This is a genomic window from Streptomyces sp. NBC_00523 (assembly GCF_036346615.1).
Lineage (GTDB): Bacteria > Actinomycetota > Actinomycetes > Streptomycetales > Streptomycetaceae > Streptomyces.
Genome location: NZ_CP107837.1, coordinates 266678 through 291975 on the forward strand (window position 1 = coordinate 266678; position 25298 = coordinate 291975).

Below are 25298 nucleotides of genomic sequence, written 5' to 3' on the forward strand. Positions count from 1 at the left end.
TCCAGCGTTTACGGCAGCATCGGCCACCCGGCTAGAGCACCGCTCCGGCTCCACTGGAGAACCGCTCGGCAACGGGTCAACGGCTCCCCGCACGCACGGACTTCAGCCCCGCCGCCAGCGCGCCGGCACAGCCCGGACCGCTGCCGACCCCCGTCATGACGACGGCCGCCACCGTGCCCTCGTCGGCCGCGCAGGCCATCTCGTACGCGGCAGCGCCCCCCGGCCCGGCACCGCACAGCACCAGCCGCCCGGGCCCCTCCGGCCGCCCGGCACCCCGCAGCCCGGGCAGCGCGGAGGGATCCCCCGGCCGCGCCGCCCGCAGGCTCACGATCCGTTCCGGGCCCCGGTGATGACGGACCAGGGCCTCGTACGCGCCCACGGGCACACCCGGCGTCCGCACCAGCACGATCGTGTCGGCCGACGGGTCCCCGGCGCGCAGCACCGCCATGTCCGGTCCCTCCGGCACGGGCGGCCGGGGCAGCACGCGGGGCACCTCGAAGCCCTGGAGGAGTTCGAGGAGATCGCCGACGGCGGACTGCGGGTCGCGGTGGTCCGGCAACGACCTCAGCAGGCGTACGCAGTGCGAGAGCAGCGCGGACGCCTCCACGTCCCCCAGGCACCGTCGGTCGTAGCGCACCGTGAGGGCGAGCCCGCCGTCCGCGTCGTGCCGGGCCGCGAGGGTGAGCGGCAGTCCGGGGTGCGCGCTGATGCTGCGCGGGGCGTCCACCTCGACGTCCTGGGCGCGCAGCTCCGCCAGCAGCGCGGCGGGCAGCTCGACCCGGTTGTCGAACACGATGCCGGTCTCGAAGAGTTCGGCGTCGGGGTTCCGGCCGGTCCAGACCCGGACCCGGTCGCCCGGCACCCAGGCGTGGACGGCCAGGTCCAGCGCGGCGTCACGCGCCTGCCCGAGAAGGCCGGCCACCGGTTCGGCGGGGTCGACGGTGACCGTCATCGGCAGCGGGTTGCCCAGCAGCCCCGGAATGCCCGCGGCGCCCTCCATCGGGATGTCCCGGGCCGACAGGTGCACGCCGAAGCTGACCGGCACCGGGCCGGCCGCACCGGCCGCCCGGTACAGCAGCAGCGCCCACACGGCGTGCAGGGCGCTGGACTCCCCCGCGCCGCGCATCGCGGCCCAGGTGCGCAGGCGGGTGGTCTGGGGCGGCCGCAGCCGCCGGTGGACGCGTCCGGTGCCGAGCGGCCCGGCCGGGGACCCGTCGTCCGGGACCTCGGGCGCGGCCGTCTCCGGGGGCGCGGTGGCCGTCGCCCAGTAGGCGCGGGCGCCCTCGGTCCGCTGCCGGGCCAGCCACCGGGCGTGGTCCCGCACATCGGGGCGCCGCTCGCGTCCGGGCAGGGCGCCCCCGCGGGCGTACGCCCGGTAGAACTCCCGCAGCAGCAGGTGGACGCCGCGCTCGTCCAGCAGCGCCCGGTGGTAGGTGAGCAGGACCCGGGTGGGCGCGCGGGTGCCCCCGGGGCGGGGCGGCCCGTCCATCAGGGTCACGCGCAGCAGGCCGGGGCGGTGCGGTGCGAAGCCGCGCAGGCGGTCGCGCTCGATCAGGTCGCTCCAGGAGACGACGCCGTGTGCGAGGTGGGCGACGTCGATCGCGGCCCAGTCGTGCAGCACCAGCCGGGGCAGGTGCGTCCAGTCGAAGGCCGCCCGCAGGACGGTCTCCCGGTCGGCGACGGACAGCCAGGCGGCGGTGAACCGGGCGAGGTCGACCGGCCCCGTCCAGTTCCAGGCGACCTGGCCGACGTGCCCGCCCGCCGGCTCCTCGACGGCCGCGCGGATCAGGTCCTGCTGGTGCCCGGTCACCGTGACGGTGTCGCGTGCACCGCCCGCCAGCGCCAGGACGTCGGCGAACACCTCGGCTCCGGGCCGGGCCGGACCGCCCTGCGCGTGCGCGACGCGCAGGGTGAGGCGCCCGGCTCCGGACGGCTCCGCCGTCACCGTGTACGCATGACGCTGGGTCACCCGGGCCGCCACCGCCTCGGCCGGGCCGGGGTCGAGGGGGCCGCACAGCTCCGCCTCGACGGACGGACCGGAGGCGGCAGGCACCGGTGCGAGGACCACCGCAAGCACCAGATCGTCACTCATCGGGGCCCTGAGCCCGCGTGCGCCGCATCACTTGCCCTCCCTCAGCCGGTACGGCTGCCCTCTCAGGCGAGCCGCACTCCGCTCGCCCCCGCGACGCCCTCGGGCCGGGCCATGAGGATGGAACGCTGCAACTTGGCCAGCGCGGGCGAGGGTTCGAGCCCGAGCGTGCGGACCAGCGTGGAGCGCAGCCGCTGGTAGGCGTCCAGCGCCTCGCCGCGCCGCCCGGAGCGGTAGAGGGCCAGCATGTACTGGCCGCACAGGCTCTCATGGGTGGAGTACCTGCTGAGCAGGACGGTGAGTTCGGAGAGCAGTTCGCGGTGGCGGCCCAGCTTGAGATCGGCCTCGATGCGCTGGTCCAGGGCGCACAGCCGACTCTCCTCCAACCGCTTGATCTGGGTGTCGAGGTGCGGCCCGGTGTGGACGTCGGCGAGTGCCGGGCCGGTCCACAGGGCCAGCGCCTCGCGCAGCAGCCGCGCGCCCTCGGGAAAGTCCTCGGCGTCCATGGCCCGGTACCCCATGCCGGCCAGCCGCTCGAAGTCCTGCACGTCGTGGCTGCCTTCGCCGCCCTTGAGTAAGTAGCCCCCGGGGACGGTGAGCAGGACGTCCTTGGCCGTGCGGGTGTCGTCGCCGTGCTCGTCGAGCGCGGCGGTGATCAGTTCGCGCAGCTGGAGGATGTACGTCTGGAGGGTGGGCCGGGCGCTGCGCGGCGGCTCGCTCCCCCACAGCTCTTCGGTGAGGGTGCCCACGGGCACCACCTCGTCGGCGTGCAGGGCCAGCAGGGCGAGCACCTGCCGGGGCTTGGGCGCGGTCGGTGTGATCGAAGTGCCCATTTCCCGCACGACGAGCGTGCCGAGTACGTCGATGTCCACGCGGTCTCCCCGTCATCCCCTGGCCGCCGGGACGGCCTGGAACTTCTGCTGACGGAACGATTTAAAAACAGCACGAGCGGTATGTCAATACCAAACCGTGCGCCCTGTTTACTCTCGTGCGGACCGCCAGCGATCCTTGAGGAACGACCGCCTTGATCCGATAAGTTTCCCCAAAAACGGACAAAGAGAAGGGGGTTGGAGCACCCGAGGGGGTCCGCATCGAGGCAACGAGGGTTCGAATTACCAGACCGCACGGACTGTTTTGCCAGGTGGGGGCGCGAGTGAGGACGCGGGCGAGGACGTGCCGGCAACGCGCCGGAGACGCGGCAGCGGCCCGGCGGCCAGGCACCCGGGAGCGCCCCGCCCGCAAGACTGCGGTGCTACTCCGCCGGGATCAGCCGCGGCAGCGCGAACGACCACAGCTGGACCAGCCGTTCCGCGGACCGCCAGTACCGGTCGGCCGCGCCGAGGGTTTCCAGGCCGAGCGTCGCCGCCACGATGACCACCGCCGCGTCCTCGGCCGAGACGTCCTCGGCCAACTCCCCGTCGGCGCGGGCCTGGACGAGGGCGTTGCGCACCCACTCGTACCACCAGTCGTGGAGCTTGGCCTCGCTCTTGCGCGAGGGGTCGCCGCCCAGCCGGAAGCCCGCGCGCACGACCGGATCGTCGGTGACCGCGTCCATCAGCCGGCCCGCGGCGGCGACGAGCTCCTGAAGCCGGCCGCCCTCGGCGGTGCGCGCGGTCTCCTCGGTCAGCGCGAGGGCGGCCGCCGCGGCGGCGTCCTCCACGGCGGTCGCAAGCGCGTCCTTGTTGGGGAAGTGGAAGTGCAGGGCGCCCGAACTCACCCCGGCCCGACCGCTGATGACCGGAAGCGTCGCCATCGCGTACCCGTCGGCACCGAAGACCTCCGCCGCGGCCGAGATGAGGGCCTGACGCGTCACAGCCGCTCGCGCCTGCTTCACCATCGTGTCCTCCTCCGGGCGGGCGGGGAACCGGCGTAAAGCCGTCCGATTCACCCAGGATTCTCCATACTGACTCGTGCACACCCTAGCAAACCGCACGGCTGGTTGGTTTAGTGCCGCGACGTGCGCCTCACGGGGTTCAGCTGATCATTTTGCATGCGGCCGAGGGGCTCGCGAGCTCCGACCTTGGAAACAGTTGGTTTCTCCAGTCGTTCTCCCCGAAAAATGCACCGTGAACCAACAAAAGAAACCGCCCGATAGGTTTCTTCTTCCGGCGGCCGGGGCGGGGAGCGCGAGCGACGCGAGGCGCCATGCGCCCTATGTCCATCTTTCTGTCCTATTGCGAGGGCGCATATGCCCGCTGGAGGCAGCGAAACGGAACCTGTTATTCAAGCAAACGCTTAGCTCTTGGTAAAGTCTTTACTTTTGGGCCGATTGAAGAAAACCGGTAGGTCCGTATCTTAAGTGGCGTCGCCGAACCCAGGTTTCACGTCCAGACGGGGGCCCCATGAGTCTCACCACCGCTGAAGCCAGAACCGCACTCCCGGCCGCGCCGCGGCTGACCAGCACGGTCGCGAAGGAGTACGTGCACCGCGACTCCGTCGCGGAGGTGTTCCTCACCGGATGCGACTCCCGGGACGGGATGAGCTTCGCGCTGACCGGCCAATGGCCTCGCGCCCACACCATGTTCCGGAGTCAGGACGGCACGAGCCACGATCCGCTCCAGATCGCGGAAACGTTCCGGCAGGCGGGCATCTACGTATCCCACGTGGAGCTGGGCGTGCCGCTCGGCCACAACTTCGTGATGTCGAGCATCACGTACACGGCCGATCCCGAGAACCTGCGCATCGCCTCGGGGCCCACCGACTTCGACCTCGACACCCGGTGCACGGACATCGTCCGGCGCAGGGGCATCGCCAGCCGCGTCGCCTTCGAGTTCGCGCTCCGCCGGGGCGGCCGCTCGCTGGCCGGCGGCACCGGGCAGATCTCCGTGATCCCCCCGGCCGTCTACAACCGGTTACGCCAGAACCGCGCCGCCCTGCCGCCCGTCACCGAACCGCACCCGGCCCGCAATCCGCTGCCGCCGGCCGTCGTCGGACGGCCGTACACCACGGATGTGGTGCTCTCCCCCGTCCCCGGCTCCGCACCCGGCGGAAGGCCGCGCTGGCTGCTCACCCCGGACCTCGACCACCCGATCCTCTTCGACCACAAGGGCGATCACGTGCCCGGCATGGTCCTGCTCGAAGCCGCCCGCCAGGCCGCCTGCGCCGTGATGGCACCCGGGACGTTCACCCCGGCCGCCGCCACCAACGACTTCCACCAGTACGCCGAACTCGACCGGCCCTGCTGGATCGAGGTGACCCGGGTGGAGCGCGAAGCCGGCAACATGGTCACGATGGAGATCACCGGCCACCAGGACGGCAAGAACGTCTTCACCTCGGTGCTGACCGGCCCGGTCGACTAGGCGGGCCCTGCCCGCCGCCCGGGACCTCACCCCCGTACCGCCTTGGGTCGCTGACCCACCCGTGCGAGAAAATCGCAGGTTACGCCCGTACGCGCCGCACCACAGCGACCGAAGCGACCGAAGAACCCGCTCGCCCCTGTACGCGGAAGTCTGCGCCCGCAAAAGGGCCACGCCTTCCGCGTACAGGCGTGGCCAACGGCCTCTGCGCGACACCCCGTCAGAGGTCGAAGGCGACGTGTTCCAGGTCGGTGTACTCCACGAGGAGCCCCTGTGCCCGGCGCCCGCCGTCCTTGAAGTAGATCTCCTGCAGTCCCTCGGCGGCGACCTCCTGGAGCTGGCGGTCGCTGCCGCCCTGCTCCCGGAGTTCGAAGAGCCGGGCCGCGTACGCCGGCGGGAGCGCCACGGTGAGATGGCGCAGCCGGGCGTCGTCGGTGGAGCCGGGCGCCGCCGTGTAGCCGAACCGGGCCCGGGTGTCGATGACGATGCCCCCGGTGGTCGCCGCGGCCTTGCGCGCCTTCGCCTGGATCTGCGGCTGCCAGCGCCGCTTGACCTCCCGTTCCAGGCGGGCGGCCAGCTCCGGACGGGGCTTCTTCAGCTGGTCGCGCACATACCGCTCGACCGTGCGCTGAGTGATCCCCAGGAGTGCGGCGGCGGCCCTGGTGCCCTTGAGCTGCTTGACGAGATACCGCATCTGCGCACCGGCCGACTTGGGCGCGGGCCGGGTGAACGCCCGCTGGACCGCCTCGTCGAGACCTTCCCCGACCGTGTTCATCGGCTGGTTCCCCTACTCTCCGTCGTCCTTGGCGGTGACCGCGCCGTCCTTGATGTACCGGGCCAGGTTGAGTTCCGGACCGTACTCCTCCCGGACCGCCTCCGCCCACAGCGTGGTCTGCGAGCCCTCGTGCTTCACCATTCCCGGGCTGACCCCGAGCCGGAAGCCCCCGGGCAGCGGCTTGCCGTCCCGGTACGGCAGGAAGTCCAGCGGGGAGGGCCCGTCGGAGGCGTACACCGCGCAGTCCGAGAGCACGGCGACCGGGTACTGGCCCGTCGCGGCCGCCAGCCGGACCATCTTGCGGTGCATGTTGATCCGGGCCCGCGAGATGACGGTCGCGCGGATGTCGGGGCGCCAGGTCGGCCGGCTCAGCGCGGGCCACGGCTTGCCGGGCCGCCACCCGCCGCCGCGCGGCCGCTCCCGCAGCTTGCCGATGCCGCCCTTGACCGTCGCCTTGACCGCCGACAGCACGACCGCGAGCTGCGGATCACGGTCCCGATACCCTTCCATCGCCGCCAGGAACGCATCGGGCGCCAGCCCGTCGGCCACGCCCAGGTCGGCCATGGTCGCCACGTACGCGTCACGCAGCCGCTTGTACCAGCCGTCCAGATAGCGCCCGTTGGCCGGTCGCACCCACGCCTCGACAGGCGCAACCTCGTAGCCGAGCTCCACCGCGTACGCCACGGTCGGCGTCGCGTACCAGGCGGGCCCCTCCGGGCGGTCGCCCTTCGGCGTGAACGGGTTCGGCAGCAGATCCCCGTCGAGCCGCCGCCACTCCTTGCCGATCACGACGTGCGACGGATCGACGTGCGACAGGTCCACCAGCCAGGAGCCGGGCAGCGCCGGGTCGAACGCGGGGCTGTTCACGTGCACGGGCGCCTCCAGGCCGACGACAGCCCCGTTGGCGGCCGCGCCGAAGGCAAGGTTGACGTCGATGCCGACCAGATGCCGCTTCAGGCACTCGTCGTCGGTGAGGGGCCGCGCCCAGTCGTACGCCTCCTCGAACAGCATCTCGGCCGGGCCGCGCTGGTGGAAGCGGGGCAGGTCCGCGAGGAGCGGGTGCCCGTCGGGGGCCTCGCAGGGGGCACACTCGACGGGCTCGGAGCCCAGCGAGCCGGGGTTGCGCTCGCTGTGCCGCTTGCCGTCCGCGTCGGGCGCGCTCGCCCGGGTCGGCGGGTGCAGCGAGGTCATGAGTTCCAGCCCGGTGACGGCGGTGGAACCCCGGGGCGTCATCACGCGCGACGCGTACGTGCCGAGCAGCCGTACGAGTTCGGCGGGCGGGAGCTGCGCGGCGCCGTTCCAGTGGCGGACGTCGAGCGCGTTCCAGGCCGGGATGCAGAGCTGGAGACAACTGCGGCGCGCACCGCGCGCGGGCCGGTAGATCCGGGCCCACGGGCCGAACCCGCGCCGGGTCAGCTTCCACTCCGCCCGCGCCAGCTGCTTGAGCACCTTGTGGTCCTCCGGCAGTCGCCCGGCCAGGCCCTCCTCCCGCGACAGCCGTACGGGCAGCCCGAACCGCTCGCACGCCGCCTCGGTGAGAACGAGCAGCGGATCGGCGTCCTGCCCGCTGGGGTGCAGCCGCTCGGCACCCAGGCGCCCCTCGCCCAGGGCCCATTCCACCAGGGCGGACAGCGACTTGGCGGGCACGTCGAGCACCAGCCCGCCCACGCAGTACGCGAACACCTCACCGCCGTCCGCGTCGACAACGGCGAGCGGCCCGTGCTCGTAGGAGGAGGTGTCGGCCCGGGGCTTACGGGGCACGGGGACGGGTCCTGCGGCAGGGACTGCAGCTTCGGCGACGACTGTTTCGGCGGGTGCGGAGTCGACAGGCGCGGAGTCGACAGGCGCGGGGCCGACAGGCGCGGGGCCGACAGGCGCGGGGCCGACAGGCGCGGGGCCGACAGGCTCCTCGACAGCGGGCGCGACGGTTTCGGCGACGTCGACGGACTCCGTGGCCTCGGCAGCCTCCGCGACCGGCGCGGCCACCGCCTCCTCCGGATACCGGGCGGCGAGCCCCTCAAGCAACCGGGCGTACGCGGCGCGCTTCGGCGGCCGGGGCTCGCTGCGCCCGGACTCCCAGTTGCCGACCGACTCCCGGCGGCTCCTCAGCGCCTTCGCGATCTGGTCCTGGCTCAGCCCCGCGGCCTCGCGCAGCCGCTTGCGTTCGGCCGGCGGCGGCAGCGGGTCCTGCGCGATCTGCTCCAGCAGCGCGTCCACCGCGCTGAACAGCAGCTGCTCCTCATGGGACAAAACGATCACCTCGTGCGCCACCCTATCGAACCGCTCAATGGAACACTCATGGATGTCACACGGATTGCGCATACCCGGTCGGCGTCACTGGAACCGGGATTCAGCCCGGCTGGAGACGACGGGACCGTTTTCCCGCATCCGGCGACCGGACCGGAGCGACCGGGAGTCCGCTCGGTAGCTGGAGCTTCGGACAGAGAACCGCAGGTCACGTCCCTGACCAGGGGGCGGAGCGACCGAAGCGACCCATCGGTCAGATATATGCAGCCATTGGCGTGTGCGCGCGTGTGCGTCATATATAGAAAGCTTCGGTCGCTTCAGTCGCTTTTCCTTCGGCCATACGACTGTGACCTGCGGGTTCGCGGACACCGCGGGGAGCGACCGACAGACCGGGCCGCGGAGGGGCCCGGTCGCTGGGTCGCTGCGGGCACGTTTCGATGCGCACATCAGTTCTGCCGCATGGGCCTCTACTCCCCCGTGGGTTTCGCTAATCTGATTTTGCGAGTTGAGTCGCTTCAGTCGCTGATGGGGGAAGTGAATGGCAGCTGAACTGCGGGTCTCGCGCGGCGACTCACGGCAGTTCACCGGGTCTGAGCCAGTCGCCGCGCAGCCTTTGACGACAGCGTGGTGGTGTGCGCGCCAGGGGTGGCCGGTTCATCCTCTTGCGCCGGGCCGCAAGACACCGGTGGCCAACTGCGAGGCATGCCGCCGCCCGGACCACGACCGCGCCCGGTGCGGCTGTCTGCGGGCAGGCCGCTGGTGCCACGGGTTCCACGCCGCGACGCTCGACCTCGACCGGATCGGGCAGTGGTGGAGCATCCGCCCGGACCTCGGGGTCGGCGTCGCCACCGGCCCGGCAGGCCTCGTCGTCATCGACGTCGACGCGCACGCCCGCAAACTCCCGCGCCGGGACCGCCTGTTGCCGGGCGTCGGGATAGCCACCGGAATCGACCTGACCGGCCTGGCCAACGGCTTCCACACCCTGGGCCTGTTGGCCGCCCTGCGCGGCGTCACCAGTCCCGCGGACGACGCGTCCACGCTCCGGGTCCGCACCCCGTCGGGCGGCATGCACGTCTGGTACCGCAACGATGGCGGCCACCGCTGGCAGTGCTCGGCCGGTTCGGGCAGCGGGCGGGCCCTCGCCTGGCAGGTCGACGTCCGGGCGCACGGCGGGTACATCGTCGCGCCCGGCACCGTCACCGCGGCCGGGACCTACCGTCCGGTCGGAGCCGTACGCACCCCCGCCCCGCTGCCCGCCTGGCTCGCCCGGGAGCTCCAGCGCACCGGCCACCTGCCCACCAGCCCCGCGCCGGGGCCGAGACCCGTGCCGCCCCGGGCCCGGCAAGCGGTGCTCGCGGCGGGCGGCCGGTCCGACGCGCCGGGCGAGCGCCTGCTGACGGGCCTCCTCGCCGAGGTCGCCGCCTGCGCGTCCGTGCCCGAGGGCGCCGCGTTCTCCGAGAAGCTGAACCGGGCCGCGTACACGGCGGGCGGTCTCGTCGCCGCCGGATACCTCCCCGAGGACGAGGCGGTACGGCAGTTGCGGGAGGCCGCCGGGCTGGCCCGCCCGGACCAGGAGCGGCGGAGCCTCGCCATCATCCGGGGCGGGCTGGGCGCGGGGCGGCTGCGGCCGCTGGCCCTCGGGGGGCGCGCGTGAGTGCGGACCAGGACAGAGTGCTTCCCTCACCCTCCTTCGACGTACGGGCCGTGGCCGCGCAGATCCTCGCCCAGCCCGTGCCCCAGACCCGGCAGCGCGACGACGCGTCCACGCCGTACGCCACGTCGGACGGGCTGCTGCCCGACACCCTCACCGACCGGGGCAACGCCAAGCTGTTCGTCAGGCTCTACTGCAACGACTACCGGCATGTGCCCGGCATCGGCTGGTTCCGCTGGGACGGCACCCGCTGGCAGTTCGACGAGGACGACACGGTGATGTGGTCGGCGGGCGACCTGGCGGAATCCCTCGCCACCACCGACCCGCGCGGCGTCTTCACCCCTGCCGCGCTCCAGCAGCACCGGCGGCGCACGCTCAGCACGAGCGGGATGAACGCGATGCTGACCCAGGCCAGGTCCGCCCCGGGCATGGTTCTCAACGCGGCGCTCCTGGACGCCGATCCGTACGCGCTGTGCACTCCGGCGGGCGTGGTGGACCTGCGGACCGGCTTCATCCGCCCCGCCGAGCCCACGAAGGACTTCCACTCCCGCTCCACCTCGGCGGCCCCCCAGGCGATGCCCACACCGCGCTGGGACCGCTTCCTGGCCGACACCTTCGGCGAGGGCCCGGACGGCGAGGAGATGATCTCCTTCCTCCAGCTGCTGCTCGGCTACTCCATCACCGGTGACGTCGGCGGCCAGGTCATGCCGTTCCTGTTCGGCTCCGGCAAGAACGGCAAGTCGGTCCTGCTGGACGTCCTGATGAAGCTCCTGAGGGACTACGCGGACGCGGCGCCGCCCGGCTTCCTGATGTCACGCCCGTACGAGGGCCACCCCACGGACCTCGCCGAACTGCACGGCCGGCGGGTCATCGTGTGCAGCGAGGTCAAGCCGGGCGACCGCTTCGACGAGGCCCGGGTCAAGCTCCTGACCGGCGGGGACCGGATCAAGGCCCGCCGGATGCGGCAGGACTTCTTCAGCTTCGAACCGACCCACAAGATGTGGCTGCTGGGCAACCACCGCCCCGAAGTCGGCACGGGCGGCTTCGCGTTCTGGCGGCGCATGCGCCTCATCCCGTTCGAACGCGTCGTCTCGGACCACCGCAAGATCGACAACCTGGCGGACATCCTGGTCACCCAAGAGGGGCCGGGCATCCTCAACTGGCTGATCGAGGGCGCCCGTCGCTACCTGGGCGGCGACAAGGACCTCTCGGGGCCCGAGCGGGTACGGATCGCGACGACCGTGTACGCGGAGACCGAGGACCACACCGGGCGGTTCGTCGGCGAGACCTGTCGGCTCGACGCCGGGCTCCGCGCCGAACAGGCACACCTCTACGCGGCGTACAAGCGCTGGTGCCAGAATGAGGGCGTTCCGGCGATTTCGTCGCGAGCCTTCGCGGCGCACATCCGCGAAGTGGTGGGGCTGGCATCACCGAAGGAAATGATCTTTTCCAACCAGCGCAAGTACTACCCGGGCATCGGCCTGCTCGCGGACGAGGAGACAGTATGAGCGCCCTCATCGCAGAAGACGAGATCGTCCACGAGGTCGACCTCGTGTGGCTTGAGGACATCACCGTGCTCGACTACGTCCGTCAGAGCCTGGACCGCCTCCCGACCCGCCGGGGCAAGCCCGCCTACCACCGCGACGGAAGAATGGTCGGCTACGCCCTCCTCGGCCCGAAGGCCAAGCCGTCGCGCTCCTCGGGCACCTTCCGGCGCCGGGTGTTCTGGCTCCTCCCCCACGACCGGGACACCGAACCCGAGGGGCTGTACGCGCGGGGCGCACCGGCCGAGGCCGTGGACGTACGGACGCTTGCCCCGGGCAGCAAGGGGCACAAGACCGAGCGTTCGGAGGGCGGCCCGATGTCGTCGGCGGCCGCCCGGGAACTTCAGCCATAGCGGTACGCCCACGGCGGTTCCTGGTCCGGATCCGGGCCAGGATGGTTAAAAAACAGCATGTCCGGTATATTTCTGTCGTCGGGGGACAACCACGGACAGGGAGGGCACCGCCGTGCAGGGGGAACGTCTCATCCAAGCCCAGGTGCTCATCGCGGGCGGAGGCCCCGTCGGCCTGCTCGTGGCGGCCGAACTCGCGGCGTACGGCGTCGACACCGTAGTGCTCGAACCCAGGTCCGAGGTCTCCGACCAGCCCAAGGCGACCACGCTGCACGCCCGCGCGGTGCAGTCCCTGGCCCGCCGGGGCCACCTCCCGGGGCCGCCCCCGCCCTCGTACGCGGCCGAACCCGCCACCAGCGCCTTCCACTTCGCAGGGCTCCCCGGCCTGACCATCACCGCTCCCCCGGACGAACCGGAGCCGGTCCTGAAGTGCGCCCAGGCCGTCCTGGAACGGCACTTGGAGGCCCGGGCGCGCGCCGCCGGGGCCCGTATCCTGCGCGGCCGCCGCCTCACCGACGCCGTCCAGGACGCGGACGGCGTACGCGTCACGGCGGAGGGCCACGAGGGGCCTGAGCACTTCCAGGCCGGGTACCTGGTCGGCGCGGACGGCGCCCGCAGCACGGTCCGCGCCCGGGCGGGCATCGAGTCGGACACCTTTCCGGCCACGGTGTCCGCGCTGATGGGGACCGTGACTCTGGCCGATCCGGGTGCCCTGCCCAAGGGCTGGCACCGCACCCCGCGCGGCTGGATCGTCGCCAAGCACGAGGGTGACCGCACCCACCTGCGGACGCTCAACTGCGCCGGTGCCCACCCGGACCGGCACCGGCCCGTCACACTGGAGGAGCTGCACCGCGAGGTGGCGCACCTCGCGGGCCGGGACATAGCGATGCACTCCCCGCACTGGCTGAGCCGCTTCAGCGACTTCGCCCGCCTGGCCCGCACGTTCGCCCGGGGACGGGTCTTCCTGGTCGGGGACGCCGCGCACGTCCACTTCCCCATCGGCGGCCAGGGCCTGAGCACCGGCGTGCTCGACGCGCTGAACCTGAGCTGGAAGCTCGCCCTGGCGGTGCACGGCTCGGCGGGCCCCGCCCTGCTGAGCAGCTACGACGCCGAACGCCGGCCGCTCGCCCGCCGCGTGATCGACGGCACCCTGGCCCAGCTCGCCCTGATGCGCCCCGGCCCCGAAGCGGACGCCCTGCGCACGGTGTTCACCAGCCTGCTCGCGGACGAGGGCGGGAGCGGTCACCTCAGCGGCCTGATCAGCGCTCAGGACACCGTCCTGCCCGACCCCACCGGCGCGGGCGGACCGGCCGCGGGGACGTACCTCGGCAACACCGCACTCAGCACCCCGGACGGCGACACCGACGTCATCCGCCTGCTGCACGACGGACGGCCGCTCCTGCTGCTCCTCGGCGAGAAAGCGGTCCGCCACCGGGAGGAGGCCCGGGCCTGGACGGGGATCCTGCGCACTGTGGAGGTGCGGCCCACGCCGGGCGTGCCGTACGAGGCGGCACTGCTGAGGCCCGACGGCTACCTCGCCTGGGTCCCCGGCGACGGCGGCCCGCGGCGGGTCCTGACGGCGTACTTCGGCCCGGGCGCCCCGGCCGGGTGAGCCCGGCGGACGCCGGGGCGCCCGGCTGCTGTCAGCTCGCGGTCTCCAGGACATCGCGCAGGTCGGCCGCCTTCACGGCCTCCGCGTACACCTTGGCGCCCCGGGTCTCGGACAGGTCGAGCGAGGCCAGCACGGACGGCACCACCGCGCTGGGCAGCAGATGCCGCATCAGGGCGGACACCCGCACCACCAGATCGCGGTACTCGCACACGGCCTGCGACATGGACTGGATACCGGCGAAGGAGCCCACGATGACCTCGGCCGTCTCAGGCGGCGAGATGTGCGGCAGCAACTCGCCCTGGGCCTGCGCCTGCTGGAGCAGGTCGAGACCGACCTCGCCCCACCGCAGGAACGGGCCGCTGCGGTCGAGGTTCTGCGTCAGCTGGTCCATCGTCAGCCGGACACCCGCCCGGACCATCGGGTCGGTCTGGAGGCGGTGCGCCTGGAGCATCACGACGTCCACGACCTCCTGCACCTTGGACGCGCGGATCGGCACGATGATCCGCTGGTCCTGCTCGGAGAGGACGCCCTGCGCCAGGTCTTCCTTGGAGTGGAAGTGGAAGTACAGCGCGCCCTTGGTCACCCCCGCCTCGGTGAGGATCTGGGAGATCGTGGCCGCTTGGTACCCGTGCTCCTCAAAGATCTTGGCAGCCGCCGAAAGAATCGTCTGCCGGGTACGGATGGCCCGCAGCTGCTCAGCCACTGTGTCTCCTCCCTCCTCGGGGTGGTCGAACGTGGGGGGATAAATAAACCGTCCAGTTCGTATCTTACAGGCCGGCCTCTCCCCTCCACCCTCGTCGGGGAAATGTCCGGCAGGAAAGGGAAACCATGATCCTCGTCACGGGCGCAACCGGGACGATCGGCCGTGAAGTGCTCCGCCGTCTCCCCTCGGACCGGCCCGTACGCATCATGGCCAGACAGCCCGGGCGGGTCACCGGCGCCCCTCCGACTGCCCGGATCGTCCACGGAGACTTCACCGACCCCGCCTCCCTGACGGACGCTCTGCACAACGTCCACACGGCCTTCCTGGTCACGAATCCCGATGGCGACGACGACACACGCTTCCTGGACCCGGCCCGCGCGGCCGGCGTCCGGCACATCGTCAAGCTCTCGGCGGCCGCCGTCACGGACCCCGCCGCCGCCGACCTGATCACCCGTCGCCAGCGCCACAACGAGGACCTGCTGCGCGCCTCGGGCATCGGCTGGACCCTGCTGCGCCCGCGCGCCTTCATGTCCAACACCCTGTCCTGGGCCCGCTCGATCCGCTCAGCCCAGGTCGTGCGTGCCCTGTACGGCACCTCCGCGAACGCCTGCGTCGATCCCGGGGACGTCGCGGAGGTGGCGGCCCTGGCCCTCACCGACCGGGACCAGGACCACGCGGGCGGGGCCTACACCCTGACCGGCCCTCAGGCCCTGTCGGCTGCCGAACAGACGGCCCAGCTCGCCGAGCTCCTCGGCCGACCGCTGCGCTTCGAGGAGCTGAGCCCTCAGCAGGCCCGTACGGGCCTGGAAGCGCGCTACCCGGCCGATATCGCCTCCGCCCTCCTGGAGAGCGCCAGACGGCAGCACAGCGGCTCCAAGGCGGTCGTGGACCCCACCCTCCCCGACCTGCTCGGGCGCCCCGCCCGGACGTTCCACGACTGGGCGTCCGACCACCTGGACGCGTTCCGACCCGACCCCACCGCAAGCAACTAGGGACCAGGGACCGGAGTCCGTTCAGTCCCTCACCGTTCGGTCCCTCTTCGGTCCCTCGGACAAAGTCGCAGGTCAGAGGCTTGCGTTTGCCAAAACCCAGGGCCCAAAGGGACTGAAGGGACTCAAGGTTGGTAGTTATAAGCCAATTGTGGGTGCGTGTGTATGCGCACGCGCGTAGAACAACCCTATATATCCCTTTGTACCTACTACTCTGGTCCTGAAGCGCTGATAACTACTGACCTTGAGTCCCTTCAGTCCCTCCGATTTTGACCCGCAAGCCCCTGACCTGCACTTTTACCCGAGGGACTGAAGAGGGACCGAAACTTCCAGTCCCTCCGTTCTGTGTTCAGTCCCTCCCTTTCGGTCCCTCCTCGCGACGCCGGGCCCACTCGTCCGACGCGCCCGGCCCGGAGGCACAACACGCCCCGGGGGAAGGGACCGAAGGGACTCGCGGAACGAAGAGTCCCGCCCACTGCGGGACGCCTGTTGTAGGCTCTGATCCGAATCTGAAAACTCAGTCCCTTCAGTCCCTCAGCCCGGCAGTAGGACCGCTCTGACCTGGGCTTTCCCTGAAGGGACTGAATCGTTCAGGACTGAACAACCTGTTGGCCCCTCGGCAAGGACGATCAGCGTGCCGCGTCAAAGAGAGACCAGTGGCTCGCGTACGGCGGGACCCACGAGTCCCTTCGACATGGCCCGTTGGTGCGCGGCGAACGGCTGGCCCGTCCACCCACTGGCCGTCGGCCGCAAGACTCCCGCGGGCAACTGCCCGGCCTGCCGCGAGGATCCTCACCGTCCGGCGGACTGCCCCTGCCTGCCCGCCGGGAAGTGGTGCCACGGCTTCCACGCCGCGACCACCGACCCGGAACGCCTGGCCGCCTGGTGGGGCGTCAACCCCACGCTCGGCGTCGGCGTCTCGTGCGGCCCGGCCGGCCTCGTCGTACTGGACATCGACGCACATAGTTCCGAAGTCCCCCACCGCGACCGGCTGCTGCCCGGCATCCCGATCCACGAGAGCGTCAACCTCACCGGCCTGGCCTCCGGCTTCGACACCCTTGCGCTCCTCGCCGCCCTGCGCGGTCACCCCAGCCCCGCGGACGACGAGGCCACCCTGCGCGTCCGCACCCCGTCCGGCGGCCTCCACATCTGGTACCGCACCGCGCCCGGCGGACCGAGCTACCGCTCGTCCGTGGGTTCCAGCCCGAAGGTCGCCCTGGCCTGGCAGGTCGACGTCCGGGCCACCGGCGGCTACATCGTCACCCCGTCCACCCGCACCCGCGCGGGCACCTACACCCCCGTCGGCCCGGCCCGCATGCCCGCACTCCTCCCCGACTGGCTCGCGGCCGAACTCCTGCGTACCGGCCACACACCGGGCCCCGAGCCCGTACGAGTCCCCGCGCCCCGTCCCGTACGCGCGACACGCCTCTCCCGGGGCACCCCGCGCGCGCTCCGGGTACTGGAGTCGCTGCTCGCCGAGGTCCGGGCCTGCGCGGCGGCCGCCGAGGGCACGGCTTTCACCGAGAAGCTCAACCGGGCCGCCTACACCGCGGGCGGACTCGTCGCCGCCGGGCGCCTCACCGAGCCCCGCGCCCAGGACCTGCTCACCGAAGCGGCCGACGCCGCACGCCCGCACCGCCACCGGCACAGCCTCACCGTCATCGCCTCAGCCCTGTCCGCCGGCGCAGCCCGCCCGCTCGATCCCGAAGGACGCCCATGAGCAGCGCCGACAGCAGCCCGCGCTTCGACGCCACTGCCGCAGCGCAGCAGATGCTCGCCCTCGAAGCCGAGGGCGGCCTTCCCGGCCTGCCCGCCCAGCAGAACGCCTCGGCGGTCAGAGAACCGGCCCCGCCCGAGGGCCGGCTGCCCTCCCTCCTGACCGACCGGGGCAACGCCAAGCTCTTCGCCGTGATGTTCGGAGACCAGTTCCGGCACGTCGAGGGCCTGGGCTGGTACCACTGGGACCAGTACCGCTGGAAGCGCACGGGCGGAGAGAAGGCCGCGGTCTGGGCGGCGGGCGACCTGGCCGAGCAGATGCCCCCCACCGATCCCACCGGCCAGTTCACGGACCGGGAACTGCGCGCGCACCGCCGCCGCTCCATGTCGACCCCCGGCATCAAGGCCATGCTCACGCAGGCGAAGGCCTCCCCCGCCCTCGCCCTGGACCCGGACGTTCTGGACGGCGACCCCTACGCCCTGTGCACCCCTGCCGGCGTCGTGGACCTCCACACCGGGAACCTACGCAAGCCCGACCCCGAGGGCGACATGCACTCCCGGGCCACGAGCGTCGCGCCCGAGGAGACGCCGACCCCGCGCTGGCACCGCTTCCTCCACGACACGTTCGGCGACGACGCCAAGGGCGAGGAGACGATCCACTTCCTCCACCTGCTCCTCGGCTACTCCGTCACCGGCGACGTCGGCGCGCAGGTGCTGCCGTTCCTCTACGGGACCGGCGCGAACGGCAAGTCCGTGCTGCTGGACGTGATGACGCAGATCCTCGGCGACTACGCGCAGGCCGCACCGCCGGGCTTCCTCATGGAGAAGGGCAAGTTCTCCGAGCACTCCACCGAGCTCACCGAACTGCACGGCCGGCGCATCGTCGTCTGCTCGGAGCTCAAGCCGAACGACAAGTTCGACGAGTCCCGGGTGAAGCTGCTGACCGGCGGTGACCGCATCATGGCCCGGCGGATGCGACAGGACTTCTTCAGCTTCAACCCCACCCACAAACTCTGGCTGCTGGGCAACCACCGTCCCGAAGTCGGCACCGGCGGGCATGCGTTCTGGCGACGCATCCGCCTCATCCCGTTCGAACGCGTCGTCCCCGCAGCCCGCAAGATCGACAACCTCGCCAAGGAGCTCGTCCAGAGCGAGGGCCCCGGCATCCTGCAGTGGCTCATCGAGGGCGCCAAGCTCTACCTGGCCACCCGCGACCCGCTCGACGGCCCCGCCACGGTCCGCTCGGCCACCGCCGCCTACGCCACCACCGAGGACCACATCGGCCGCTTCCTCGCCGAGTGCTGCACCACCCACACCGCGGAGCTCCGCGTGGAACAGGGCCTGCTGTACGCCGCGTACAGCAGCTGGTGCGGAGCCGGCGAAGGCATCCGTCCCGCCACGGCCCGCGCGTTCGCGACCCGGGTCCGCCAGGAACTCTCCCTCGCCTCGCCCGCCGACATGATGAAGTCCAGCGGCAAGAAGTACTACCCCGGCCTGGGCCTCCTCGCCGACGAAGACTCCAGGACCGGCCATGCCTGACGTACGCACCGGGCACACACCCGCCCGTCCGGCCTACCATGAACACGGTGCCCCCACCAGGGAACGTGCTCACACCCACCCCGGCCTTCTCCCGGCCGGCCGACACACAAAGGGGCTGCAGCCATGAGCTCGCTGCTGAACGAGAGCGACCTCCACCACGAGAATGCCGTGGTCTGGCTGGAGAACCCCGACAACCTGGACTACGTACGCCAGGCGCTCGACAAGACCACTCGCCGCCGAGGGAAGCCCCGCTACGAACGGGACGGACGCATGGTCGGCTACACCGAGCTGGAGGCCCACACCGAGGCCGACCCCGACAGCGGACTCCATCTGCGCCGGGTCTTCTTCCTGCTCCCCCACGACCGCGACGCCGACCCCGACGGCCCGTACCACGAGGGCGCCCCCGGCGAGGCGGTCGACCCGAGCACCATCGAGCCGAAGCGCGTCGGCGACAAGACGCCCCGTTCACAACGCGGCCTCGCCGCGACGGCGGAGACCGGCAACTGACCGGGTGGGGGGACTATTACGCCGTAATAATCCCCCCACCCCGCCCCCGCTGCCGTATTACGCCGTAATAACCGCCCCGGCCCCTCCCTCGGCCCCCTCCCCCAGCCCTCTAAGCCCGGCTCCCCACCCACCCAGGAGCCGGGCTCTTGAAGCGTCCCTCAAACAAAAAACAGCTACAACTAACGCGTCGATACCGAAAAGGATCATCGGGGTTAGTAAGGTGGCTGCCATGACTTCGCCCTCCCCCGGCGACCGCGAGAAGGTCGTCTCCAAGCTCCCCCCGGTACTGCAACAGGACCTGAAGATCCGGGCCGCCCAGCACAACATCGACATCCAGCACGCCGTTGAAGCGGGCATCGAGGCATGGCGGCGCCTCGGATCCAACCTCTCCCCCATCGACACCGCCGGCGCCAAGTCCTTCGCCACCTTCCTGCCTGACGGCCAGTGGGACGGCTTCCGCGCCGACTGCGCCTCCCGGGGCGTCTCGCTCATCCAGGGCCTCGCCCAGTCCGTCATGATGTGGCTGGAGACGAACCCGGCGCCCACCGTCGTACGCCCCGAGCACCCGAAGCGCATCATCACCTGCAACCAGAAGGGCGGCGTCGGCAAGACCGCCATCGCCGCAGGCACCGGCGAAGCCCTCGCCGAGGACCCCGGCGCGCTCCACCCGGTCCGCATCTCCAAGCACTTCGCGGCCGCCCTCGCCGAGGGCGAGGACTCCTCGCCCCTCGATTACGAGGACCTCCCCGGACTCGGACTGCGCGTCCTCCTCGTGGACTTCGACCCCCAGTGCCACCTCACCAAGCAGCTCGGCCACCAGCCGCTGCCCATCGAGGGCGACAGCCTCACCAAGCACATGGCCGGCGAGGCCAAGGGCAGCCTGGCCGACCTCATCGTCCCCATCGAGGACCCCCGCTTCGGCGACCGCCTCCACCTGCTGCCCGCCTGCACCGACGCCTTCCTCCTGGACGTCAAGCTCTCCGGGGTCCGGGCCCGCGAAGCAGCCCTGGAGCGCGCCCTGTCCGCCGTCGAGGCCGACTACGACGCCGTCATCATCGACTGCCCGCCGAGCCTCGGCCTCAGCATGGACGCCGCCGCCTACTACGGCCGCCGCCGCCAGGGCGAGGCCCCGGGCAACTCCGGCGTCCTCGTCGTCGTCCAGGCCGAGGACAGCTCCGCCGACGCCTACGGACTCCTCACCTCCCAGATCGAGGACCTCCGCGACGACATGCACCTCGAACTCGACTACCTCGGCATCGTCGTCAACCACTACGACGCCCGCCGCGGCTACATCGCCACCTCGTCCCTTAACTCCTGGATGGACATAAAGGATCCCCGGGTCGTCGGCGTCATCGGCGACCTCAAGGAACAGAAGGAGGCCGTACGCGTGAAGCAGCCCCTGCTCGCCTACTCCCCCCGCAGCGACCAGGCCGTCGGCCTGCGTGCCCTCGCCAGGGAGATCTCATGAGCAAGGCATCCCGGCTCGGCGCCGGCTCCTCCTTCGGCCAGACCCAGTCCATCAGCGCCCGCCGCGCCGCCATCAACCAGGTCGCGGCCGCTCCGACCGAGGGCGCCCCGCCCCCGGTCCAGCTCTCCGTCGACATCATCAGCCTGAACCCCGACAACCCGAGGTCCGACCTCGGCGACCTCACGGACCTCGCCAACAGCCTCCGCGACCACGGGCAGAAGACCGCGATCAGCATCATGGGCCGCTTCGCCTACCTCGAAGGCAATCCGGGCCGTGAGGACGACCTCGAACCCGGCACCAAGTACGTCGTCATCGACGGCAACTCCCGCCTCGCCGCCTCCCGCGAAGCCGGCCTCACCGAGATCAAAGTGATGCTGGACGACAAGCTGGGCAGCAACCCCGACGAGATACTGGAATCGGCCCTCGTCGCCAACATCCACCGCCAGGAGCTCAACCACCTGGACGAGGCCAAGGCCCTGGAACAGCTCCTGAAGATCCACGGCACCCAGGAAGCCCTCGCCGCCCGCCTCCACCGCTCCCAGGGCTGGGTCTCCCAGCGCCTCGCGCTGCTGACCCTGACTCCCTCGCTCAAGGAGAAGCTCCAGTCGGGCGAGGAATCGGCGGCCACGCTGCGCCTGGTCGGCAAGAAGAAGGCCGAGGACCAGGAGGCCCACCTCCAGCAGCTGAAGGCCACCAGGCCCCAGAAACCCCGCACCCCCAAGCAGAAGCGGCAGTCCCCCGCGGAGCCCCCCACCCGTCTGCCCTCGACCGACGCCTACACCCTGGCGAGCCTGATCATCGAGGAGCTCGACGTCTCGTCCCGCCGCAAGCTCACGGAGCTGCTCGTCGACTTCAAGATCGAGGAGTCGAAGCGGATGAGGGCGGAGAAGTAGCCGCCGCACAGGGCTGGGTGCGCACTATTACGCCGTAATAATGCGCACCCAGCCCTTCGGCTATTACGGCGTAATAACCGAGGCCGCAGCCTGCTTCCCGCCCACACGGCGGCGGTGGTACGAGACAGTCACCGCGCCGAGCAGCGGCCCCCAGGCGACCAGAGGCAGATAGAGCAGGCCCACGACCGCGCTGCCGTTCGTGGTCAGATCGGGGTGGGGAAGCGCCCACCAGGCGACGAGCGGCGTCCACAGAACCGTCAGCACCAGGGCCCCGAGGGCAGCCGGGACGACGACAGCGAGCCGGGGGAGAGAACGCCCGCCGAGCCGGGGAATCCAGAGGGGAAGTACCTCACCCCACGGCCGTACGAGCCCGAGCGTCAGGAGCGCGACCGCCTCGCTGAGCACGCTGAGGCCGAGTACGTATCCCGCACCCCAGCCGGTGAAGTCCATCGCCGCGTATGCCGCGTCGGTGTAGCCGACCGTGTGGCCCGTCGCCAGAAGAAGGCGCCAGATGCCGGTCGGCAGCGTGACGAGCGTGCAGAGGTGGGCGGCGCTGACGGCCCAGCGAGGCGGTGTGGAAGTCATGTGCACCATCCTGTTGGCACGCCGTCCCGCAGTCGTCGGCTCCGGGTACGAGCTCCCGATCGGCCCGGAGCGAGATTCCGCACCACTACCTCACCCGCGCGGGGGAGACCCGCCTCCTCCTAGGGACCGCCGCAGTATTACGCCGTAATATTTCCCGCACCGGTCCCACCCGGCCGCAGCATTATTACGCCGTAATACTCCGGCGGCGGCGTCCGTTCCTCAGCCCTCATCGCTCTGCCGCCGCCCGGCGAGCACCACCGCACCGCCCGCGACCGCGAGCCCCGCGAGGACGACACCGAACACCGTGGCGGCACCGGTCAGCCCCACACCGTCGCTGAGGTACCCGACGGACACGGGCAGCAACCCCGCCGGCACGTAACCGCCCACATTCAGCGCGGCATTGGCCTCGGCAAGACGCCCGGGCGGCACGCTCGAGTTGAGCAGCGACAGACCGCCGAGCTGCCCCATGCCCTGCCCCGCCCCGGCAAGCAGCGCGGAGGCGATCAGCGTCACCACCGAGGCGCCCCGTACGGCGGCGATCAGGGCGATCATGCTCAGCACCGTGCTGACGGCCCCGGCAGTCAGGATGGAGGGCCGAGAGAGCCGCTGGACGGCGAACTGCACACCGGTGGCGGTGAGGAACATGGCGAAGGCCATGGCACCGGTGACGATCCGGCTGGTCGTCCCGAGCAGCCCCGACAGCAGCGAGGGCCCGAGCGACAGAACGAAGGAGGTCGCGGTGATGCCCGGCGCGAACACCGCGATCCCCAGCCAGAGCTGACGACGATTCCCGCGCGGCACCCCTGGCACCCGCACCCACGCAGCGCCCTTCACCGACGGGTCGGGCCGCCGCAGTGGCATCCGCACCACGGCGCCCACCGCCGTCACGAGCAATACGGCCTCCACGACGAAGACGGTGACGGTGGGCGCGGGCAGCGTCTCGGAGAACACCCCGGCCAGGAGCGGCCCGAGACCGGCCCCGAAGACCATCGCGCAGGAGGCGAGCAGAGCGGCGAGACGCCGTCGCCCTGGCCCTGCCACGTCGGTCACTGCCGCCATCCCGGCCGAGACAACGGCCCCGACGGCGATCCCGGTGAACTCCCGGACCCCCTACCGGAACCCGCAGTGGAGACCCTGCGCCTGGAGACCGTCCTGGGGGCGCTCAGCGACCCCCTGCGCCTGACGATCGTCCGCAAACTCCTCCTGGAATCGGACCAGTACGACCACCCCTGCGGCTGGTTCAACCTGGACCGCCCCAAGTCCTCCCTCACCCACCACTTCAAGGCTCTACGCGAAGCCGGCATCACCCGCCAACGCCAATACGGCCTGGAACGCCGCAGCCACATCCGCACAGAAGACCTCAACACCCGCTTCCCGGGCCTCCTCGACCTGGTAGCGGCCTGGACCCCGGAGCCGTAGGGGAGACGCGCCGACCGCGCACTATTACGCCGTAATAATCGGCACCGATGCGACACGGAGGGGGCAGGGAATGGGCAGTGCCGGAATGGCGCGGGTGCTGATCAGCAATGGAGGTGAGTCCGCGCTGGAGTTGACCGTGGAGCCCTGGGCAGAGACGCACCAGATGCTCCCGAAGCAGACGTGGGTCGTTGTTACCCACTCGCCTGCAGAGGATGGTTCATGGTCCGGGACTCTGCGGAGGGGCGAACCATTCCAGGTGGACCATCGGCCCGAATCGGTCACGGTGTGGGTCAACGGCAACTGCTTCCACCTCAGTGACACGGAGGAGAACGCGATCGACTCGGCCGACTGGCAATGCCCTGTTCAAGGAGCTCCCTCCTGACTTAGAGGTCGCGCCAGTTCGAGGTGGATTCGTGGGTGAGTCGTCGACCCATGAGGTCGACCATGGCTACCTTGATCGAGCCAGCATCTCCTGGTCACTGTGCCGACGCTGGCTGCCACCCTGAGGCCGCGGCGGCGCTTCAGGGTGGCAGCCTCAGGAACAAACCCATAACCAAAGGCTGTTCCGCAATGCATCAGCAGTTCCCGGAGTTTTACTCGCCGGTCTGGCCGTCGATGAGCTCGCGGGCGACGTCGAGGTGACCGACGTGGCGGGCGTACTCCTGGAGCAGGTGGAAGAGGATCCGCCCGAGCGAGGGTGCTTGGTCGGGCGTCGTGAAGCGGCCCCCGAGGCGTGCCTTGTCCCTTAACGCGGCGGGTGCCGTGAGGTAGTTCGCGGCGGTTACCTCCGCTTGGTAGGTGGCGATGACCTGAGCGGTGGAGGTGTCGGCGGCGACCGTCCACTCCTCGGCATCTCCGCCGGGTGGATAAGCGACGACGTCCTGAGCGCCGAATCCCCATCGCAGCCAGCGGCGTTCGACCCACCCGAGATGCTGGACCAGGCCGAGCGGTGACCAGCCGAGTGGTTCGACCGGCATGCGAAGCTGGTCGTCGGAGAGTCCGTCGAGCTTCCGCATCAGGGCTGCCCGGTACCACTCCAGGTAGCCGAGGAGCAGTTCCTGGACGTCAGAGACGTCGACGGCCGGGCCATCGAGGAGCGCGGGGACCTGTTCGGGAGGTTGCTGCATCTTGCGAACGTAGCGCGGATGCGGAGTCGGCCGTACTCCCTGCCCTGATCTCGATGTGGATGTTTGTGATCAGGGCGTCGGAGCCCTCCTGGATAGCCCCGTTCACCGGGCTGAGCGCGAGTGGCTTCGGCAAGTTGGTGACCGTAGTGCGCCGCTAGATCGCGTACGAGCCGCGGCGCGGACGGCCGTGGGGCCTGCCGCTGGAGGGCCGCGTCCTTCTGATCGCGACCTACTGGCGCATGAATTTGACGGTGCCAGCTTGCGCCGCTCTTCGGCGTCTCCAAGTCAGCGGCCGACCGCCGCCGGGCAATCGTCACGACTCGCGCGGCTGGGAGAAATCCGGCGGCATGGGAGTCTTTGGCAACACCATGACCATCGCCGACGGCAGCTACCAGCGCACCGGGCTCGTACCATGGCTCCATAGTTCATCTAGAATTCAGAATGAAGCACCACTCCTTCAGTGAGCTAGGGCAGGATCGACCGGACAGGGATCATATGGCCAGCAGCCCGCGGAGCGGGCTCGGTACCCGGGAGCGAAGCGAACGGGTTGAGGTGGAGCGAAGCGGAACCTCTGACACACTGCGATAAAGCGTCAAGGAGCTGTGAAGTAAAACCCGTTCGCTGAATTGAGGGGGAGAAGTGGTTTCACGGAGCGAAGCGGAGGGAACGCCCGCGCTTCGCGCGGGCCGGGGAGCGAAGCGAGCCGGCTTCACAGCCCTGGAGCGAAGCGGACGGGCGCGCCAAGCGAAGCGCGGCGCTTCGCTTGCTTATCGCGCAGCGATAAGGGA

At 71.0% G+C, this 25298-nt stretch carries 20 protein-coding genes and 2 pseudogenes; 13 read left to right on the forward strand and 9 right to left on the reverse strand.

Features of this window, described 5'->3' with window-relative positions; genetic code table 11:
- Window positions 1-76: 76 nt before the first annotated feature.
- The 3 genes from OHS17_RS33695 to OHS17_RS33705 all read right to left on the reverse strand — a co-directional run bounded on the left by OHS17_RS33695 (window position 77) and on the right by OHS17_RS33705 (window position 3926).
- On the reverse strand, window positions 77-2092 hold the full coding sequence (locus tag OHS17_RS33695; RefSeq protein ID WP_330315594.1) for a condensation domain-containing protein: 2016 nt from the start codon (window positions 2090-2092) through the stop codon (window positions 77-79).
- Window positions 2093-2154: 62 nt separating this feature from the next.
- On the reverse strand, window positions 2155-2961 hold the full coding sequence (locus tag OHS17_RS33700; RefSeq protein ID WP_330315595.1) for an AfsR/SARP family transcriptional regulator: 807 nt from the start codon (window positions 2959-2961) through the stop codon (window positions 2155-2157).
- A 380-nt stretch (window positions 2962-3341) separates the two neighbouring features.
- On the reverse strand, window positions 3342-3926 hold the full coding sequence (locus tag OHS17_RS33705; RefSeq protein WP_330315596.1) for a ScbR family autoregulator-binding transcription factor: 585 nt from the start codon (window positions 3924-3926) through the stop codon (window positions 3342-3344).
- Between the two features lie 505 nt (window positions 3927-4431).
- Here OHS17_RS33705 and OHS17_RS33710 point away from each other — a divergent pair.
- A complete protein-coding gene (locus tag OHS17_RS33710; RefSeq protein ID WP_330315597.1) occupies window positions 4432-5388 on the forward strand; it encodes a ScbA/BarX family gamma-butyrolactone biosynthesis protein in 957 nt (318 codons plus the stop codon).
- A 217-nt stretch (window positions 5389-5605) separates the two neighbouring features.
- On the opposite strand, the gene tpg is transcribed toward OHS17_RS33710, so the two are convergent.
- Both tpg and tap read right to left on the reverse strand, forming a co-directional pair.
- Window positions 5606-6160 (reverse strand): telomere-protecting terminal protein Tpg, encoded by a 555-nt coding sequence (tpg, locus tag OHS17_RS33715; RefSeq protein ID WP_161211703.1) that lies wholly within the window; start codon window positions 6158-6160, stop codon window positions 5606-5608.
- Between the two features lie 12 nt (window positions 6161-6172).
- The gene (tap, locus tag OHS17_RS33720; protein WP_330315598.1) at window positions 6173-8410 is read right to left on the reverse strand and encodes a telomere-associated protein Tap; all 2238 of its coding nucleotides are present in this window, start codon (window positions 8408-8410) and stop codon (window positions 6173-6175) included.
- 682 nt (window positions 8411-9092) lie between these two features.
- On the opposite strand from tap, the gene OHS17_RS33725 reads away from it, so the two are divergent.
- The 4 genes from OHS17_RS33725 to OHS17_RS33740 all read left to right on the forward strand — a co-directional run bounded on the left by OHS17_RS33725 (window position 9093) and on the right by OHS17_RS33740 (window position 13564).
- A complete protein-coding gene (locus OHS17_RS33725) occupies window positions 9093-10061 on the forward strand; it encodes a bifunctional DNA primase/polymerase (RefSeq protein ID WP_383168657.1) in 969 nt (322 codons plus the stop codon).
- 17 nt (window positions 10062-10078) lie between these two features.
- Window positions 10079-11566 (forward strand): DNA primase family protein, encoded by a 1488-nt coding sequence (locus OHS17_RS33730; protein WP_018106288.1) that lies wholly within the window; start codon window positions 10079-10081, stop codon window positions 11564-11566.
- Complete coding sequence (locus OHS17_RS33735; RefSeq protein WP_330315600.1) at window positions 11563-11955, forward strand: DUF6009 family protein; 393 nt, start codon at window positions 11563-11565, stop codon at window positions 11953-11955. Before OHS17_RS33730 ends, OHS17_RS33735 begins: the two co-directional genes overlap by 4 nt.
- A gap of 112 nt (window positions 11956-12067) precedes the next feature.
- Window positions 12068-13564 carry an FAD-dependent monooxygenase gene (locus OHS17_RS33740; RefSeq protein ID WP_330315601.1) on the forward strand — a complete coding sequence of 499 codons (1497 nt, stop codon included), beginning with the start codon at window positions 12068-12070 and terminating at the stop codon, window positions 13562-13564.
- A gap of 31 nt (window positions 13565-13595) precedes the next feature.
- On the opposite strand, the gene OHS17_RS33745 is transcribed toward OHS17_RS33740, so the two are convergent.
- A complete protein-coding gene (locus tag OHS17_RS33745; RefSeq protein WP_330315602.1) occupies window positions 13596-14267 on the reverse strand; it encodes a ScbR family autoregulator-binding transcription factor in 672 nt (223 codons plus the stop codon).
- Between the two features lie 125 nt (window positions 14268-14392).
- On the opposite strand from OHS17_RS33745, the gene OHS17_RS33750 reads away from it, so the two are divergent.
- The 6 genes from OHS17_RS33750 to OHS17_RS33775 all read left to right on the forward strand — a co-directional run bounded on the left by OHS17_RS33750 (window position 14393) and on the right by OHS17_RS33775 (window position 21379).
- Window positions 14393-15259 carry an NAD(P)H-binding protein gene (locus OHS17_RS33750; RefSeq protein WP_330315603.1) on the forward strand — a complete coding sequence of 289 codons (867 nt, stop codon included), beginning with the start codon at window positions 14393-14395 and terminating at the stop codon, window positions 15257-15259.
- A gap of 691 nt (window positions 15260-15950) precedes the next feature.
- Window positions 15951-16976 (forward strand): bifunctional DNA primase/polymerase, encoded by a 1026-nt coding sequence (locus OHS17_RS33755; RefSeq protein WP_330315614.1) that lies wholly within the window; start codon window positions 15951-15953, stop codon window positions 16974-16976.
- Window positions 16973-18511, forward strand: a complete 1539-nt coding sequence (locus OHS17_RS33760) for a DNA primase family protein (RefSeq protein WP_330315604.1) — start codon at window positions 16973-16975, stop codon at window positions 18509-18511. The genes OHS17_RS33755 and OHS17_RS33760 overlap by 4 nt, the downstream gene beginning before the upstream one ends.
- 123 nt (window positions 18512-18634) lie before the next feature.
- Window positions 18635-19018, forward strand: coding sequence for a DUF6009 family protein (locus OHS17_RS33765; protein ID WP_018106295.1), 384 nt, complete (start codon window positions 18635-18637; stop codon window positions 19016-19018).
- A 229-nt stretch (window positions 19019-19247) separates the two neighbouring features.
- The gene (locus OHS17_RS33770) at window positions 19248-20486 is read left to right on the forward strand and encodes a ParA family protein (protein WP_161211709.1); all 1239 of its coding nucleotides are present in this window, start codon (window positions 19248-19250) and stop codon (window positions 20484-20486) included.
- Complete coding sequence (locus tag OHS17_RS33775; protein WP_161211710.1) at window positions 20483-21379, forward strand: ParB/RepB/Spo0J family partition protein; 897 nt, start codon at window positions 20483-20485, stop codon at window positions 21377-21379. Before OHS17_RS33770 ends, OHS17_RS33775 begins: the two co-directional genes overlap by 4 nt.
- 63 nt (window positions 21380-21442) lie before the next feature.
- Here the strand turns inward: OHS17_RS33775 and OHS17_RS33780 are convergent, their stop codons facing one another.
- Window positions 21443-21973 (reverse strand): hypothetical protein, encoded by a 531-nt coding sequence (locus tag OHS17_RS33780; protein ID WP_330315605.1) that lies wholly within the window; start codon window positions 21971-21973, stop codon window positions 21443-21445.
- A gap of 210 nt (window positions 21974-22183) precedes the next feature.
- Window positions 22184-23068: pseudogene (locus OHS17_RS33785) on the reverse strand (MFS transporter); the annotation flags it as partial.
- Window positions 23069-23089: 21 nt separating this feature from the next.
- On the opposite strand from OHS17_RS33785, the gene OHS17_RS33790 reads away from it, so the two are divergent.
- Window positions 23090-23383 carry an ArsR/SmtB family transcription factor gene (locus OHS17_RS33790; RefSeq protein WP_330315606.1) on the forward strand — a complete coding sequence of 98 codons (294 nt, stop codon included), beginning with the start codon at window positions 23090-23092 and terminating at the stop codon, window positions 23381-23383.
- Between the two features lie 593 nt (window positions 23384-23976).
- On the opposite strand, the gene OHS17_RS33795 is transcribed toward OHS17_RS33790, so the two are convergent.
- On the reverse strand, window positions 23977-24510 hold the full coding sequence (locus OHS17_RS33795; protein WP_330315607.1) for a DinB family protein: 534 nt from the start codon (window positions 24508-24510) through the stop codon (window positions 23977-23979).
- 59 nt (window positions 24511-24569) lie between these two features.
- Between OHS17_RS33795 and OHS17_RS33800 the strand changes: the two are divergent.
- Window positions 24570-24962: pseudogene (locus OHS17_RS33800) on the forward strand (helix-turn-helix domain-containing protein); the annotation flags it as partial.
- Window positions 24963-25298: the final 336 nt, after the last annotated feature.

Bases quoted from the DNA above. Each gene is read 5' to 3' on its own strand.
- OHS17_RS33695 (WP_330315594.1), bottom strand. From the start codon at position 2,092: ATGAGTGACGATCTGGTGCTTGCGGTGGTCCTCGCACCGGTGCCTGCC.
- OHS17_RS33705 (WP_330315596.1), bottom strand. From the start codon at position 3,926: ATGGTGAAGCAGGCGCGAGCGGCTGTGACGCGTCAGGCCCTCATCTCG.
- OHS17_RS33710 (WP_330315597.1), top strand. From the start codon at position 4,432: ATGAGTCTCACCACCGCTGAAGCCAGAACCGCACTCCCGGCCGCGCCG.
- tpg (WP_161211703.1), bottom strand. From the start codon at position 6,160: ATGAACACGGTCGGGGAAGGTCTCGACGAGGCGGTCCAGCGGGCGTTC.
- OHS17_RS33735 (WP_330315600.1), top strand. From the start codon at position 11,563: ATGAGCGCCCTCATCGCAGAAGACGAGATCGTCCACGAGGTCGACCTC.
- OHS17_RS33750 (WP_330315603.1), top strand. From the start codon at position 14,393: ATGATCCTCGTCACGGGCGCAACCGGGACGATCGGCCGTGAAGTGCTC.
- OHS17_RS33755 (WP_330315614.1), top strand. From the start codon at position 15,951: ATGGCCCGTTGGTGCGCGGCGAACGGCTGGCCCGTCCACCCACTGGCC.
- OHS17_RS33760 (WP_330315604.1), top strand. From the start codon at position 16,973: ATGAGCAGCGCCGACAGCAGCCCGCGCTTCGACGCCACTGCCGCAGCG.
- OHS17_RS33765 (WP_018106295.1), top strand. From the start codon at position 18,635: ATGAGCTCGCTGCTGAACGAGAGCGACCTCCACCACGAGAATGCCGTG.
- OHS17_RS33770 (WP_161211709.1), top strand. From the start codon at position 19,248: ATGACTTCGCCCTCCCCCGGCGACCGCGAGAAGGTCGTCTCCAAGCTC.
- OHS17_RS33775 (WP_161211710.1), top strand. From the start codon at position 20,483: ATGAGCAAGGCATCCCGGCTCGGCGCCGGCTCCTCCTTCGGCCAGACC.
- OHS17_RS33780 (WP_330315605.1), bottom strand. From the start codon at position 21,973: ATGGTGCACATGACTTCCACACCGCCTCGCTGGGCCGTCAGCGCCGCC.
- OHS17_RS33795 (WP_330315607.1), bottom strand. From the start codon at position 24,510: ATGCAGCAACCTCCCGAACAGGTCCCCGCGCTCCTCGATGGCCCGGCC.